This is a genomic window from Lachnoanaerobaculum sp. MSX33 (genome assembly GCF_000512995.1).
Taxonomy (GTDB): Bacteria; Bacillota; Clostridia; order Lachnospirales; family Lachnospiraceae; genus Lachnoanaerobaculum.
The window spans coordinates 131,451-147,651 of the sequence record NZ_AZXX01000060.1 but is presented as its reverse complement, the minus strand read 5'-3'; the positions used below and the strand labels follow the sequence as shown (position 1 = coordinate 147,651).

General features: G+C 33.4%; 13 protein-coding genes and 2 pseudogenes. 13 read left to right on the top strand and 2 right to left on the bottom strand.

Translation table 11 applies throughout. The annotated features are described in order from the left end of the window. The first annotated feature begins 728 nt into the window (after positions 1-728). The 6 genes from HMPREF1495_RS05640 to HMPREF1495_RS05620 all read left to right on the top strand — a co-directional run bounded on the left by HMPREF1495_RS05640 (position 729) and on the right by HMPREF1495_RS05620 (position 6,287). Positions 729-1,127, top strand: coding sequence for a sigma-70 family RNA polymerase sigma factor (locus HMPREF1495_RS05640; protein WP_034212776.1), 399 nt, complete (start codon positions 729-731; stop codon positions 1,125-1,127). Positions 1,128-1,688: 561 nt separating this feature from the next. Continuing rightward, positions 1,689-1,847, top strand: a complete 159-nt coding sequence (locus HMPREF1495_RS13890) for a hypothetical protein (protein WP_009219925.1) — start codon at positions 1,689-1,691, stop codon at positions 1,845-1,847. A gap of 37 nt (positions 1,848-1,884) precedes the next feature. After that, positions 1,885-3,648: a recombinase family protein gene (locus tag HMPREF1495_RS05635; protein ID WP_330368669.1), complete on the top strand. Its 1,764-nt coding sequence runs from the start codon at positions 1,885-1,887 to the stop codon at positions 3,646-3,648. A gap of 214 nt (positions 3,649-3,862) precedes the next feature. After that, positions 3,863-4,336, top strand: a complete 474-nt coding sequence (locus tag HMPREF1495_RS05630) for a DUF2975 domain-containing protein (RefSeq protein ID WP_034212775.1) — start codon at positions 3,863-3,865, stop codon at positions 4,334-4,336. A gap of 11 nt (positions 4,337-4,347) precedes the next feature. Further along, positions 4,348-4,557, top strand: coding sequence for a helix-turn-helix domain-containing protein (locus HMPREF1495_RS05625; RefSeq protein ID WP_007590663.1), 210 nt, complete (start codon positions 4,348-4,350; stop codon positions 4,555-4,557). 14 nt (positions 4,558-4,571) lie between these two features. After that, a complete protein-coding gene (locus HMPREF1495_RS05620; RefSeq protein ID WP_034212773.1) occupies positions 4,572-6,287 on the top strand; it encodes a DUF4153 domain-containing protein in 1,716 nt (571 codons plus the stop codon). Between the two features lie 149 nt (positions 6,288-6,436). On the opposite strand, the pseudogene HMPREF1495_RS14065 reads toward HMPREF1495_RS05620, so the two are convergent. Further along, positions 6,437-6,968: pseudogene (locus tag HMPREF1495_RS14065) on the bottom strand (transposase). A 389-nt stretch (positions 6,969-7,357) separates the two neighbouring features. On the opposite strand from HMPREF1495_RS14065, the gene HMPREF1495_RS13885 reads away from it, so the two are divergent. From HMPREF1495_RS13885 to HMPREF1495_RS05600, 3 genes are all read left to right on the top strand, one after another. Beyond that, positions 7,358-7,519 (top strand): hypothetical protein, encoded by a 162-nt coding sequence (locus HMPREF1495_RS13885; RefSeq protein ID WP_198013549.1) that lies wholly within the window; start codon positions 7,358-7,360, stop codon positions 7,517-7,519. Continuing rightward, positions 7,516-7,737, top strand: a complete 222-nt coding sequence (locus HMPREF1495_RS05605; RefSeq protein ID WP_034212770.1) for a hypothetical protein — start codon at positions 7,516-7,518, stop codon at positions 7,735-7,737. Before HMPREF1495_RS13885 ends, HMPREF1495_RS05605 begins: the two co-directional genes overlap by 4 nt. Positions 7,738-7,916: 179 nt before the next feature. Then, positions 7,917-8,285, top strand: coding sequence for a hypothetical protein (locus HMPREF1495_RS05600; protein WP_034212768.1), 369 nt, complete (start codon positions 7,917-7,919; stop codon positions 8,283-8,285). 242 nt (positions 8,286-8,527) lie between these two features. Here HMPREF1495_RS05600 and HMPREF1495_RS14390 read toward each other — a convergent pair. Further along, positions 8,528-8,739 (bottom strand): annotated as a pseudogene (locus HMPREF1495_RS14390) (IS1634 family transposase); the annotation flags it as partial. 118 nt (positions 8,740-8,857) lie between these two features. On the opposite strand from HMPREF1495_RS14390, the gene HMPREF1495_RS05595 reads away from it, so the two are divergent. The 4 genes from HMPREF1495_RS05595 to HMPREF1495_RS05585 all read left to right on the top strand — a co-directional run bounded on the left by HMPREF1495_RS05595 (position 8,858) and on the right by HMPREF1495_RS05585 (position 16,199). Next, the gene (locus tag HMPREF1495_RS05595) at positions 8,858-9,163 is read left to right on the top strand and encodes a type II toxin-antitoxin system RelB/DinJ family antitoxin (RefSeq protein ID WP_034212766.1); all 306 of its coding nucleotides are present in this window, start codon (positions 8,858-8,860) and stop codon (positions 9,161-9,163) included. A gap of 78 nt (positions 9,164-9,241) precedes the next feature. Beyond that, positions 9,242-9,379, top strand: a complete 138-nt coding sequence (locus HMPREF1495_RS13880; RefSeq protein ID WP_198013548.1) for a hypothetical protein — start codon at positions 9,242-9,244, stop codon at positions 9,377-9,379. A gap of 554 nt (positions 9,380-9,933) precedes the next feature. Further along, positions 9,934-12,540, top strand: coding sequence for a DrmE family protein (locus HMPREF1495_RS05590; protein ID WP_034212764.1), 2,607 nt, complete (start codon positions 9,934-9,936; stop codon positions 12,538-12,540). A gap of 11 nt (positions 12,541-12,551) precedes the next feature. Beyond that, complete coding sequence (locus HMPREF1495_RS05585; RefSeq protein ID WP_034212762.1) at positions 12,552-16,199, top strand: helicase-related protein; 3,648 nt, start codon at positions 12,552-12,554, stop codon at positions 16,197-16,199. The last annotated feature ends 2 nt before the right edge of the window (positions 16,200-16,201 follow it).

Here is a 16,201-nt window from a genome sequence, read left to right as displayed (position 1 = left end):
CCAGGATCTTATAATTATTATAAGATTTCTAAACTACTATCTATCTACTTTTTGTAATAGCTGCTTCAATGGCAGTATGTATAATAGGAATAATTGTTGATAGTTTATTTTTGGAAATATCAAGTTTTTTTATTACATTTGCTCTATATATATTTGTTTATATATATGAAGTAAATGATCATTTAAGATGATTTTTTGAAACATTATTTTTGTACAATGGTATATCAATGTTTTATATAAGGAGCTGTTGTGAAATAAGTAATTTTACTTCCCGCAGAGCGAAATAGAGATATCCTGACAAATACAAGGCGTTTTGGCTTTGTTACTTTGTCAGGATATTTTGTTTTTCAAAAATTGAAATAAATCAAGGAATGCAAAAAGATGAATGTCAAAATTATAATTATAATACTTTGTAAGTATGCTATAATAAAACCAAGTGAAATTTTGGTGAGATAATAAATTTATGCTGTAGAGATGATTCAATATCTGATGGTTGGTTCAAAGCCAAACAGAGTTGTGACAGTTTAGCACTAAAAGGAAATTAGATATGTTTAATTTAAGGATAGAAGAACTTTGTTGTTATAATTTCAACTCCAGTTTTTAAATTACATATATCTAAAATATATTTTATATTTCATAGAGGATTTTGCATGTCAAAATGCAGAAGTCCTCCTTTTTTGTTCAAAAAATTGTATTTGAAATTTTGGATAAAAAGGAGGATTTTACAAATGACAGGTGCTAGAAAATATATCTATGTAAAAGGTGAAAAGATATATGTATCCGATGAAATATATAAAGCATATAAGAAGCAAGTCAATCATGAGGCTTATTTAAATAAATCAGATAAAAAACATAAGGTTTACGGGTATGAGGATTACAAGATTGATTTGAATTCTGTTGTAGATGAAGATGTGGATATTGAAAAAATTATTGAAACTAAAATGAGAATCAAGGATCTATATCAGGCACTGCGAAAGCTAAATGATGAAGAGCTAAAGGTAATAGATTCTTTGTATTTCAAAAAAATGACCATTCGTGATTTAGCAAAAGAGCAAAATGTATCTTCTAAGAAGATTTTTAGTTTTAGAAATAAGATTTTAAAAAAGCTAAGAGAGATGCTTAAATAGTAACTAATTAAGTAGGGAGCAGACCGGATTTGTAGTTTGTTCCCTATTTTTTAAAAAAAATTTTAAAAAGTGGAAACAAAAGTATCTGAAAGTAAGGTTTATATATAGAGGGGAAAATTTTACCTTTGGAAAATTGAATATATTTTTGAAAATATAAGAATCTTGTACCTTGAAAGCTAAATAGACCAAAACAGGACATTAACCATTTATGGAGCGTCTGTCAACAAACGTTAAGACCTTTCTGCTGAGAAGATGAGGATTTGAGGGAATAACCATGTACCCTCCGATAATCTCGGTTTAAACACATACTTGCAAATACAAAGGATAAAAGAAAGTGAGCGACAAATTTGTAAGACAAAAAATAGGTTTGGCAGCCTATTTGCGATGATGTAAATGGGGATAATGATACTTCTTTAGTGAAAGCCGGCTCATCTTGAAAAGAGGCGGAGGTGAAATTCCTATGTTGTGTGCCAAGACACCTGTTAATGTCAGAAAACTTAAAGACATTTGAATTTCAAAAATCAGGGTAAACATATTTATAATATAAATACAAGGAGATTTATGAAAAGCGATATAACAAAATTACAGATTAATACAATTATAGCTTTAGCATTGATGAGATATTTATACAGAAAAAGAGAAATATCAGAAAAGGTTTATCGAAAAATCTTACAAAAATATGGAAAGGTATTGATTGCCAAAGAGAGCAAATTATGTTAATATAAAATAACAAAACGAGGAGTACAAAAAAGATGAAATGATGGTAAAGAAAAGAGTAGTGGCTATATATGCGAGAGTATCAACTGAGCATGAGGCTCAAATTTCTGCATTGGGTAATCAAATTCAGTATTATGATGATTTATTTGAAAAGCATCCTGAGTGGGAACTATATGATCGCTATATAGATGAAGGAATAACAGGTACTTCTGTTAAAAAGAGAAAAAATTTTATGAGAATGATGCAAGACGCATCAAAAAATAAATTTGATCTTATTGTAACAAGAGAGGTATCTAGGTTTGCAAGAAATACAGTTGATACACTACAGCAAACTCGTATATTAAGGCGAGAAGGTGTAGAAGTATATTTTACAGAAGATAACATATGGACAATGAATGATGAAGATGGTGAATTAAGACTGACAATTATGGCGACACTTGCACAAAATGAAAGCAAGAAAACATCCGTCAGAGTAAAAGCAGGACAAATGATTTCATTTAAAAATGGTGTTCTATATGGAAACGGTAATATACTAGGGTATGACAGAATTGGTAAAGAGTATGTGGTTAATGAATTGCAAGCAAGAACGGTGCGTAGAATTTTTGATTTATACTTGGATGGAAATGGTGTTAGAAAAATTCAATTTGTACTGGAAAAAGAAGGACATTTAACAGCTACAGGACTTACAAAATGGCAACCTGGGAATATCAGCAGAATATTAAGGAACTCCTTTTATTGTGGTACAATAGTTTATCGTAAGCAATTTGTTCCGGATTTTTTAGAACAGAAAAAAATAAATAATTTTGGTGAGGTTGATAAAGTCATTGTTGAAGGTAGACATACCCCAATTGTTACAAAAGAACAGTTTGAAAAAGTTCAGCAAATACTTAGTAGCAAGTCAGAGTCTGTGCATAATAAAGGCTGTAGAGGAAAAAAAATCTCCAAAGATGTTTGGTGTCGTAAAATGAAATGTGAATGTGGTAGTTCCTACAATCGTGTTACATGGCACAAATCGTCTGAAGGACCTCAATATGGATACCAATGTTATAGCCAGATAAGGACAGGATCATTTAAAACTCGTGAGAGAAAAGGACTTAGTACTGAAGGAATTTGTGTAACTAAAATGGTTCCAAGATGGAAATTAGAAGTTATGGCTGATATAATATTTCAAAAATTTTGGAATGATAGAGAAGGAGTCCTTGCAATTGCGAACGAAATGCTGGATAATTGCTATGAAAACGAACATGATAACGAGGTGTTAGATCGTAAGCATGATTTAGAAGATAAAATGGAACTATGGAATCGAAAGTATAACAATCTTTTAGACATGCGAATGGCTGGAGAAATTGAAAAAGACAGGTACGACGAAAAGCGTGAACAAATTCTGAAAGAACAGCAACATCTGAAAAAGCAGTTAGAAATAATAGGTGGAGAAACTGGTTTATCAGATGACATATATATGGACAAAGTTGAAATTCTTAAATACGGCTTAGAACAGAATTTCAATTTTTCAACGAGACATATTCCGGAAGAAGTTATTGATGCATTTATAAAGGAAATTATCGTATGCCAAGATGGATTTATATGGAAATTGAATTTAACTCCAGATGACGAGTTAAAGATGCAAGTGGACGGAAGAACAGACAATTATACAGTAACCCAAACAGAACTTTCCTCTGATATAACACAGCAGCACAGGCAGCAATTGCTGAGAGAAAGTAATATAATATATAGATACATTTTGGAGCAGACGCTAGCGCGTCTGCTCTTTTTTGGTTCTTTGTCAAGTTTTGGGGTGGGTTGATTTTTCAGCTCACTTTTTATTTTACAAAATGTTTTAATAAATAATATCACCTTACAACTCATCTTAAAAAACAATTCTTAAATGAATTTCAATATTTTTTTATCGAATAACAATATATTTTTATTGCTAAACATTAAATTATATGTTATCATGTTCTCAGTATTAATAAATTTTTACAGCTTGTAAATATCTATATGTAAAGTAGGAGGTTATGATGAATTGGACACAAAATAAAAGTATAGCTTTATCTAAGGTATGTGTATTTGTTTTTGCCATATTGGGTATACTGCTTAATATTTACATACACCATGATATAAAATTTATTATCTTAAGGCGCATTTATATTCCTCTTTCCAAGGAAGAACTTATCGGAAAGTATATCATTTTCAGTATGATTGCTGTTTACATACTTGATATACTTGCCTATACCGCACTGTTTCTCCTATATAAGCTCTTATGTAATATACATAAGTCTAAAGTATTTATAGCAGAAAATGTCAAGTATCTTAGAATGCTTTCATGGTGCTGTTTTATTGTCTCATTTGTATGCTTTATGTTAACATTTTTCTATCTACCTTTTGTATTACTTGTTACAGGCTCTGCATTTATGGCTCTTATACTGAGAGTAGTTAAGAATGTCTTTACAGAGGCTATAGAAATAAAGCAAGAAAATGAGTATACCATATAAGGAGAAAAGTTATGATTATGGTAAATATAGATGTGGTAATGGCAAAAAGGAAGATGTCTGCCGGAGAGCTTGCCGAGCGAATAGGTATCACAGCTGCCAATTTGTCCATTCTTAAAAATAATAAAGCCAAGGCGGTACGATTCTCCACTTTGGAGGCTATATGCAGAGAACTTAACTGCCAAGTGGCAGATATACTGGAATACATACCTGACGAAAACTAAAGGAGGTCTTTAACATGAGCGAAAATTTATCAGATAATTATACAGCTATAAATTCAGATAATGATATAACTGCAAATGCAAACAATAATGTATCTGACAGTTCAAACAACACTGCAAGTGCAGGCAATAATATAGCTGACAGTTCAAACAATACTGCAAGTACTCTCACAGTCGGCATTAATATGGAGTCTGAAACTTCAAATAAGACTCCAATAAAAAAAGAGCCTAAATATAAGTTTGAAACGTTAGATATAATAATGCTGCCCGTTGTATTTATACTCGCATTTTTATGCATAAAATATTATAACTTAAATACAGGTATGGTAACTTTAGGTTTGGGAGCTACCTTATACATAGTACTTTATGTTATCTCAGTGCTTGCATATGCTAAATTAAAGGCTGTTAAGTTCAATAGTGAAAGTATTATTTTATCGGTACTTATGATACTTTTAGCCATAAGCTTTACTGTTTTTTATAACTATTCCCTTAATATATTTATGCAAATAGCTATGAATTTTATGCTTATTTACCTTCCTGTAACGGTATTTAACAAGCTTATAAAAAGCGAAACTTCAGCGCTTATATTATATGACTATATCAATGCACTTGTATTTATTCCTATACATAATGCTACTTCTTTTTGGATTTGCATGTTTTCAAAGAGGGGAAAAAGCACTTCAAGTACAAAGACTAAGTACTTTTTGCATATTTTTCTCGGACTTTTGATTGGTACTCCGTTTATAATGATTGTCATTTTCCTGCTTTCAAGTGCAGATGCTACTTTTAAAAATATTTTTGACCATTTATTCAACTTCGATATCAATGTTCCTGAAAATATAGTAACTCTTATATGGTCACTACCTATGGCAACCTACCTGTACGCACTTATCTACGGAAGTTCCATAGAGGATAATTCAAAGTCCTTTAATATAGATAAGTTTAATAAAAGCATGGATAATGCAGCTTTCATACCAAGACTTAGTTTATATACCGTTAATGCAGTTATTTGCTGCTTTTATATTCTTTTTATAGGAATACAGACTATATATTTTATAGATATTTTAGGCGGTTCTTTGCCGGCTGATTTTACATATTCAGAATATGCAAGAAGAGGATTTTTTGAACTTCTGGCTGTTGCCTTAATCAATATAGTATTTATTGCGGTAGCTAAAATTTTTTCAGTTAAAAATGAAAATAATAAGTATTTGCGTATTCATATAATCCTAAATTCAATATTAACATTGGCACTTATATCGGTTGACTTTGCCAAGATGTATCTGTATATAAGCACTTATGGACTTACAACACTGCGCATAATTCCAAGTGTATTTATGATTTTCTTATGTTTTGTATTTGCCTTTATCATAATGGGAGAATTTAAGAAGAGCTTTCCTGTTACCAAATTAAGTTTCTATGCAGGAAATATACTTTTTGTACTTCTTTGTCTTGCCAATATAGACGCAGTGGTTGCCGGGTATAATCTTAATGCCTATATGAACGGTAATCTGCCATACTATGATATATATGATCTTAGGGAAAGTGATATGGCTGCAATGCCGGTTATTTACAAGGCTTGGAAAAACAGTTCCGATAAAGAACTTAAAGATAAGCTACACTTCTGCGCAGAAGGTATCATGGGGTATTATTCTTTTGATATAGATGAACCTATCAGTTATAATTACTCCAGAAATAAGGCTTTCGAAATAAAAAAACATATGAATCTAAATTAAGGTTCTTTGTCAAGTGTTGGGGTGGGTTGATTTTTCAGCCCACTTTTTATATTTGAATTTTTTGAACTTAGCATTTTACCTGGCATTATATATTTAAAGCCTGATAAATATTTTTTGCACAACAAAAAGACCTCGTCCCCAGACATTTTTTAAGCCGTCACCATTAAAATTCTATTCCTAAAATATGTAAAGTTACGTACACCATAAGATACTCTTTTAAGTACCTTTATCTTGTTATTAAACCCTTCTGTAGGCCCATTTGATATATGTCGATACTTAAGTGGATTTAAGATGTATTTGTAATTATTTCTAAATGCTGTGATTGCCGCATTAAACTCTTTTATGCCGGAACTTTCCACTTCAAGCAGCCATTCGCGAAGTAGCACTCGTTGCTTTGAGTATGATTTTTCATCAAGTAGCTTAATAAACAACTCTTTTATGAAGTGTGCTTTCCTTCTCCAGAGCCCAATATACCTGCCTTATAAAGTGGTACCTGTCAACAACTATTTTAGCATTTGGAAAGTATGTTTTAGCTATATCTATGAAAGTCTTATTCATATCACATGAGAAATATTTTACATTCATGCGTTTTGACTTATCAAGAGACTTAAAGTATTCAACCAAACATGCATTCTTTATTGAGTAGAGTATATCAAGAACTTTGTGTTTTATAGGATTCACAACAATAGTTTGATACTTTTCGGTTCCGGCATTCCATTTAAACTCATCTATTGATATAGCTTCCCCAATTCTATCAGATGAATTGTTAAGTGTACCAAGTATCTTATATACAGTGTGAGTAGAAACATTAGCTTTGTCGGATGCCTCTGCAATAGTTATTGCACTACGGAAAGAATGAGCAATGAACTTGGTCAGCCTTTCTTAATAAATAATTCAATACGACTGTAATGAGAACTATACACAAGAAATTCATGTCTAAATTTGGTAAAATTTGAAGTAAATGTTCAGAATATCTGAACAAGAACAAAGAACCGGTTTGGAATATCCGAAAAGTAGAGCAAATCTACTTTACAGGTGCTTCCATTGAAAGAATATATAAAGACTATAAAGTGATTGATAATATTTCAGACACGGATTTTTTGGTTAGAGTATTAGTATTAATACAAAAACCTAAAAGTCTTTTAACACAAACAGAAAGAAATATTCTGTCACAAATGAAAATACTTGCAGCTAATTTAACAAATGATTTTTCAAAAGGAGAAAAGGAATGATTACTTTAAATTCAAATGAAATGAAAGTATATGGAATGATTATAAATTATATAATTCCGGGTCTAGCTCCGGGTAATTATATGGCAAGAGATTTCTTTGGCAATACTCCGACGATTCCAAGAGTAGTACGCCGTATCTGTGAAGAAGTGAAGGCAGGAAATTTATCTAAAGTATCATTGATTGGGAGAAAATCATCGGACGGGTATAAAATAAAATAGGTGCTTTGAAAATAGAAAGAATGCTGACTCAAAATCAAATATTGGAAGATATTCTTTTTGATTTATTTCCAAATAGTATGTATTATTGTTGATGTAGTTCCTTTGGCATTAACTCGTTATGGAGAGTAAGGTTTATTTGGGTGGGACTATTAGCAAGAATTTGATTGGAGGAGTTGTTAATGCAAAATTGGGAAATGAATCCGGTAGTGATAAAAAATGATCGATATAAAAGCGCTGAAATAGCATATATGGAAATACAGAAATACTGTAAAGTTAAGGGATATATGTTTTTTCCTGATATGACAGAAGAAGAATTTGTTAATCTTACTAAGATTATGTTTAAAGTGCCGGGATGGTTAGTTCCGTTGGATAGAAAAGAAGAGTTTATTTTAGATAGTAAACTTGGAAAATATCGTGATAAATGGAAAGATTGTTATTTAATCTTAGGTGTTTTTCATGCCTTTGAGGACGATGGGAAATGGTACTTCTCTGTTAATATAGATGGAAAAAACATGGGAATGCCGGCATATAAAAAGCTTGAAAAATAAGATTTGATGCGTCTTGCTTAGTATTGTTTCGTTAAGTCCGACAGTAGAACTTTTCGTACAGATTTAAATGTGCGTATATTATCATACCGGAATTCCGTCGTTTCTCTCAAAATCTAGTTTTAGGTGTACAAGAGCGTGCAGCTTTGAAAGAGAATGTCGATTTCAGCCTGTGTTAGGTAGAGGAAATTAAGATTGCTAATGTGAACCGGCTTTTTGGTTGTCATCGCTAGAGATATCAATTTATGGGACTCTCCTATGAAAGAACACCGTCATATGCCCGGTCTTCAGAGATGGTTAAACTGCCATAAAGATATGGAAATACATGAGAGGTTGTCTTTAACTTAGATCATGGTGATATAACCCTCGTATAAATAAGCTGTGTAATTAATTCAAATAAAGAGAACTGAAAACGTATTTGAGAAGCAAGTATATCAATAGTTTCATTAACATAAAGAAAATACTTTATAGTTTTTAGTTGAGTAGATTTTGCTTTTAGATTATAGTGATATTGCTACATTGACAAGTAACGACAATGTAGTTACAATATTGACATAAGAATGGAGGTAGTACATATGGAGAAATCGGCAACATTGAACTTAAGAGTAAATCCGACACTGAAAAAAGATGCGGAATCTGTGCTGGGACGTTTGGGGGTTCCTATGTCTATAGCTGTAGATATGTTCCTTAACCAAGTTGTATTGACCGGAGGCATTCCTTTTGCCGTAACTTTACCAAGTGCACCTGAGAGTATTGATACTACTAAAATGAGCACAGAAGAGATTCATGATAAGATACAAAAAGGCTATGAGTCTTATAAAGCAGGCAGAACACAGAATGCAGTGAAGGCTTTTGAAAAATTTAGAGAGAGTCATAATTGATGGTAAAATATAGAGTTGATATTACGGATGAATCACTAAGATATGGAGATAACTATTTAAGCAGGAGTGGAGATAGTAATGAGTAGAAAATTTGATGATTTCTTAAATGAACAACTTAATGATGCTGAAATTAGAAGCGAATATGAAGCGTTGCAACCGGAACATGCCTTGATACAGGATATGATTGATGCAGGAGGCGATATCATCAAAATATAAAATTTGAATAGTAAAATTGTAAGTAATGCCTGATTATAAGTCAGGCATTATTTTTTATGCTGTTTAATATTCTTGCCTATGGCAAGGTTTTCAGATTATCTGATTTTAATAAACAATATAGAGATTGATATTATATTTTCGGAACTTGTATACTGAATCGAGAACATCAGGCAGGTGCTTATAGTACCCGGTAGTGTAAGTATACTTTTATAAAGAATTTTAGCAAAATAGGTAGGGTGATAAATCGATAGTTTAAATCGACTATGAAAATCAACAAATAAAGAATAGATTTAGTATAGTGAAACATTGTATTTTACTATCTAAAGAGTCATTGTGACTATTAGTCTAATTGTGATATACTTTCAATAGGTTAGTGTTTTTGTTTTACGCATGAAAGAGCGGGCTAAGTGAAATGAAGAAACATGTTCATTTCATACAATGGTTATGTAAAATGTTGATTGACAAGAATACGTATAAAATTGATCTTGCTACTGAATTGACTGTGCGTTCGATTATGATAACAAATAAGAATTAGATAGTTTATGGGGGGTGCTATGCAGGTGAATGAAGAGATAATGTATCGAGTTTTTGAAAAGTGTGAAATACAGATTGAAGGACAGACTATTTCAAAGGAGTTACTGTTAAAGACTTTTGGGAATTTTTTGACGCAGACAATAGCAAAAAGAGACCACAATATCGGGTTGGTTATGCATACAGGGTCGCTTTGTTTTGATGTTGTACTAATTACTTACGCAACTATTCTTAATCTAATATCAAATAAAGCTGAAACCGGAAATATGGTTAATTCTTTTTCAGATGGGGACACAATTCTTTACGGACAACAAAAGAAATGCCGTTACATTTTTAAGGGTTTTATAGACGGAAGCGAGATTGGAAGGGAAAAAGGTGAAAAGTTAATAAAACTTGTACAAGGTGAGGGATTTGATACATATCTTCCTGAAAAATGTTGGAGATACATTGAACCATATAATGGTGATTCAGTTCGCATGGATGGAAGGGGAATAAGGAAGAAAATGCCACGAAGAGATGAGTTTTATGTTGATGTGTTGGGCTTTAAGAAGGAGGATATACCTAGTATTTTAGACACGTCATGTGTGATAGTGGCACAACGTGAACATGCTGATTATTTGGTAAAGAACATAAGTTTTGGTTTTAACAAAAAGAAAATCGGCTTATTAGAATTGGTAACGGCTTCTTATTTTACAGAGGAAGATGAATACAGATACAGTGGTAATACCGGCAAAAATGAACCGACATTAAAGTTTACTGCTAAGGTTTCTGTTGCAAGACGTTTACTTTTGTCCGGACGTGGGAACAGGCATTTAGGGTTAATTGTACTTGGGGAAGATTCGATATCAAGAGGCTATTTTGAGTTACCTGAGTTGATTAATAGAAAATCGCTTCAGTATGTATATATCTGCTCATCTATGGATAGTGACTTAGGGCTTGAATTGACAGCAGATGTCGAACAGATAGAAACCTTTGCCTGTACCAAGGAATTTCTGTTGGAAAATACAACTTATGAGAAAGTCGAAAATAATCATTATATTACAGAACTAGTAACACAAGTTAATACAATTATTGATAAGAATAATGAGTTGGTCATTATTGAAAAAAATGGTATAGGATCGGATGTGATTCACGAGTTCAAGAAGAATATTCTTGAGATAAAGCGTAAAGAGTATTCTACAGAAGGGAAAGATAATTTTATAATGCTTGCACACTCGTTGATGAAATTATTTGTTACTGCACCATTTCCAATGGATAGATTTTCAGTTGCCGAAGAGAGAGGGCTTATTGAAGTTGATTCTCCGGAGAAAAAGATTTTACAGCTTAGGAGATTGGCAGAAGATTTTCCGGAAAACTTAAGAAATAATGCACTAGTCGTAGTTGAAGTCCTTGAGAGAATACTTATTGAGGAGATAAGTACTAACGGAAAGTATGAGTGGCTACGAAAATTTTTATATAATCATTTAGGCAAGAGGGTAGCCATTGTTGTTCCAAAAGCATATTATGTAACACTCATAAAGGGAACAGGACTTTTTTCGGAGTATTTGTTTAGGAATAAGGATTTTGTTACTGCAAACAGATTTGACAGTTCTAAGAAGTACGACTGTGTAATTGTGCTTGGAGATTATGAAGGAAAAGCTTTTAATGTTTTTAGATGTAATGCTGCAGCAACAATTATTTCGGTAATATATGAAAGTGAGAAAGCAGGGTATTATTTTAAGAATAAGATATTTCATAATAGGATAAACCGGCTTAATAGGAAATCGACAATTATATTATCTAATCAGGATGAAGATGAAATAATAACAACTGAAGAAGAGAATGCAAAAGGTTTCGAAAAAGAAATCGAAGATTATATTGCTAATGTTGACTTGTCATATATGGGTTCAATCTATAAAAGCGATTCCGGATATGAAGGCGCAATGAATACTGATATTGTGGCTGTAGTTATTTTTGATGATGACACCAAGGCTTATTTAAGTAGAAATTACAAAGGATATGTGCTTGAGGAAGCTACAGGCATAGTTAAGGAAGTAGGAGTACAGGAACTTTGTGAAGGAGATTCTATCATCTTTACGAAAAATAATGACGATACCAAAGACATCGTCAGTTCTATACTTGCTAAACTGTTTATAGACGGCAAGTTTGACAGCAATACGGAAGAAAAGTATAGGAAGGCAAACTTGTGGAAAAGAGCGTTGGTGGAATTTATGCATTCTAATGGACACACTGCTAGGAAAGTGGTGGATTTAATGCTCAAAGATGGAGCCGGGGTACACGAGCAAACAATATTACATTGGCTGGATGAAGATTCTTACACGGTTGGCCCAAGAGATGTTGATTCAATACGTCATATAGGAAATATTACAGGTGTTGAAGAACTTAAGGAGAGCCCGGAAGACATTTTTGAGGCCTGTAGAGATATAAGGTCTATCAGACGAAAAATATTGGACCGGGTTGGGACAGCGATTTTTGATAAACTAAGTGGCCGGACTCCGCAGAGGGGGAATTATATGGAATCAATTTACGAAAAAATAGATACGCTTGCAGAGATTAAGAGAGTTGAACGAATAGCTAAGGTTGAAACGGCAGTTCCTATGTGGATGGCAAATAGACCGATTTTGATTTAAGGGTGGTAATTATGGCAGATAAGCAAGAAATGATAAGAGCACGAGATAAGTATATAGATCTTGTTAAAAAAGAACTTATGGGACCGGGATCGGAGATATCTATTCCTGATATAGAACATGAACTTATCTCAGATGCTCCCAATACCAGATACTCAGTAGGTGTACTTTTTACAAAGAATATTAAAATGAACGCTGACAATAATGACACTTTGAGAGTTGAGGAACAGGACATTGAGGTGCATATTGACGAGACGGAAGATGTTTTAGTTAATACGGAAGAGGGATTTGTTAAACATCATCATTCAGATGCTGATGCTGACGAGGATAATCTTGACGAAGAAATTGGACTTGCCACACAAAATATGCCTTCTTCTATGGGAATAACCCTTTTTGTAAAAGGAAAATGTGAAAAGGTAAATTGTAAGGTCAGATTTGCTACTTATAAGAAGGCTGTGGCTACTGATTGTCGTATTCCTTATGGTGAAATAAGAGACGAATATGAGCTTCCAACAGAGTTTAATCATTGTGTTTATTTGGACCGCAAGGAAAAGACATTAAGGCTTACTTCGGGCGGACTTAACAGAAAGTCTATACTTGCGTTAAAAGAAAGGGACTTGTTGGGAGGAGATGAATATAACATTATTTCACTCATGTATAAACTTTCTGACCAGCTTGGAAAGGGGTACGTAAGAGAACCTCATATGTGTGAACTTGAGTTGAATTTTTCCAATTCTGATTATATTGATCAAAACAAGGAATTAGATCAAACAAATGCAAAAGTTACCGCTTTAAGGCGTAATATGGGAAATGATATTTGGTCGTTAACTATTATGCTTGTTAATGATGACTCAAGTAAATCAAGTGCAAAGCTTTGCCTTTATCAACCTGAAATAAGAATTAACAGTGAAAATAACAGTTTTGTTTTTGTAGAGTATGGTGCTAACGTAGACTGTTCAGATTTAACTGATGAAGAACAGTCTTTGGCGCTTCAATATAGAAATAAAAAAGTATATGGAACAGGATTAGGTACTTCTATTTCATGGAATGTTGATGCTATAGGAAATGGCGAAGTATTCAGTGAGTATTTTCCTGTAAGCGAAGTCCCTTCAATGGATTTCAGTTTGCCTAAAGATTCGGGTGTAACAAAAGATGCTTTGTCCATGAAATACTTATCAGATTTGATAAAGGATGAAAAAAGCATCAAGATAGAGAAATTAATATCTATTGTAGCGGCATACGATAAATGGATAAGTGAAATCAGAGATAAAACTAATTTACTACCGGAGAAATTCCATTATATTGCAGGGAAAAATATAATGGGATGCGAAGCCGCTTCAAAGCGTATGTATGAGGGAATAGAACTGCTTAAGTCAAGCGATGCGGCTTGGGATGCGTTTCAATTGGCTAACAGAGCTATGTTTATGCAGCGAGCTCATCTTAAATTGCAGGAAAAGACATCGGATGTAAACAGATATCCTTATGATGAAGAGTTAACTGAAATATTGAAGAAGATTGACTACTTTAGTGTTGAAAAGATTTTTGAAGACTTCTATGCATGGAGGCCTTTCCAAATTGCATTTTTACTTATGAGTATAAAGTCAATAGTAGATGACAGTTCAGTTGATAGAGAGTTGGTGGATTTAATTTGGTTTCCTACAGGTGGAGGTAAAACAGAAGCCTATCTTGGTCTTACTGCATTCACTATTTTTTACAGAAGACTTGCTCATAAAGAAAATGCGTACGGAACGACTGTTATTATGCGTTATACGTTACGACTCCTGGCGGCACAACAGTTTACTCGTGCATCTACGCTTATTTGTGCATGTGAGTATATTCGCGTAGATGCCACGGATAAAAAATCGATATATGGGAAATATGATCTTGGTTCAGAACCGATAACTATTGGTCTATGGATAGGAGGCAATCATACACCGAATAAAAATGCACAAGCAAAATCGGAACTTACTAAATTGACAAAAGCAACAGTAGAAGAGCTTGAGTACCAAAAGGACAGGCACAATAAGTTTCAGGTGTTGAAGTGTCCATGGTGCGGTACAAAAATGGTTCAAGATCGCAAAGGACATAAAAAAATGGGTGCATGGGGGTACAGGATGAGAAGTAACTCACACTTCGAGTTGTGGTGCCCTCAGGAAGCATGCTTTTTTAACGAACGTGGTAAGTTACCGATACAAGTTGTTGATGAAGAATTATATCAGAATCCTCCAACCCTATTATTTGGCACAGTAGATAAATTTGCAATGCTTCCTTGGAACCCACAAATTGGAGCATTTTTTGGTGTTAGAACAGATAACAGAGCACCTGAATTGATCATACAAGATGAGTTACATCTTATTTCAGGTCCATTGGGAACAATGGTTGGTTTGTATGAGGCGGCAATTGATTATATTTGTAGTAACAAAGGTTCAAAAACCAAGATTATTGCATCAACAGCAACTATAAGAAGAGCTGCAGAACAATGCTCATCTTTGTATAACAGAGAGGTTTGTCAATTTCCTCATCCGGGTATTGATGCTGAAGATTCCTTTTTCGCAAGAGAGTCGGTTATAGATTATGAAAGGGGAATATACGGAAGAAAATATGTCGGTCTTATGCCGTCCGGAAAAACAAAAGCAATGATGGAAATCAGGACTATGGCGGCATTGCTTCAAAAGATTTACACGATGGATTTGCCTTATGAAATAAAGGATAAGTATTGGACGCTTACTGTATATTTTAATAGTTTAAAAGATCTTGGAAAATGTTCAACACTTGTAGATGATGATATTAAAGATTTTATCAAAAGAATGGCTTACCGTGTGGGAACTGCAAAGGATGCTCGAATAATTACCGGTGCAGATGAATTGACCAGTCGTGTATCAACTACGCAATTAAATGAAACATTGGATAAGTTGGAGAAGCTGACCTATAGCAAGGAAAATATAGAAAATAAAAGGTGGCCTTCCAATATTTTGCTTGCAACGAATATGATTTCTGTAGGTATAGATATTGCAAGGTTGAACGTTATGCTTTTAGTGGGACAACCTAAACTGACAAGCGAATATATCCAGGCATCAAGTAGAGTTGGAAGATCATATCCCGGAGTGGCTTTTGCCATGTATGACGGTTCCAAGAGCCGAGACAGATCACATTATGAGCAGTTTTTAGGTTATCATGAATCGTTTTATAAACACGTAGAGCCTACAGGAGTTACACCCTTTTCAAAGCCTGCAAGAGATAGAGCGTTACATGCTATAGTGATTGCACTGCTTAGACAATTATTACCGGATTTGACACCTGAAAATGCAGCCGGACTTTTCTCACGCATTAAGTACAAAAAAGAAATTGATTCTATAGTTGAATATATAGTTACTCGAAATAACGACATAATCAATAGGGTTAATCCTGGAACCGACACCGGAGAATCAGATATTCGAGAGGAAATAGATATATTTTTGGAAAGTTGGGAGAAACTTAAAGAAGGTTATGATGATCATTTCTTTTACGGTGAGAAGTATATGGTTACATATCCTGAAGAGGGAGATGCAAGACTGATGAAAGCATATAACTCAAGTAAGGGTGATAGTGCATTTGATACAATGACATCAATGAGAAATGTGGATATTTCTGTCGGAAGTAGCGTTTTAATATGGAAGGAATGATA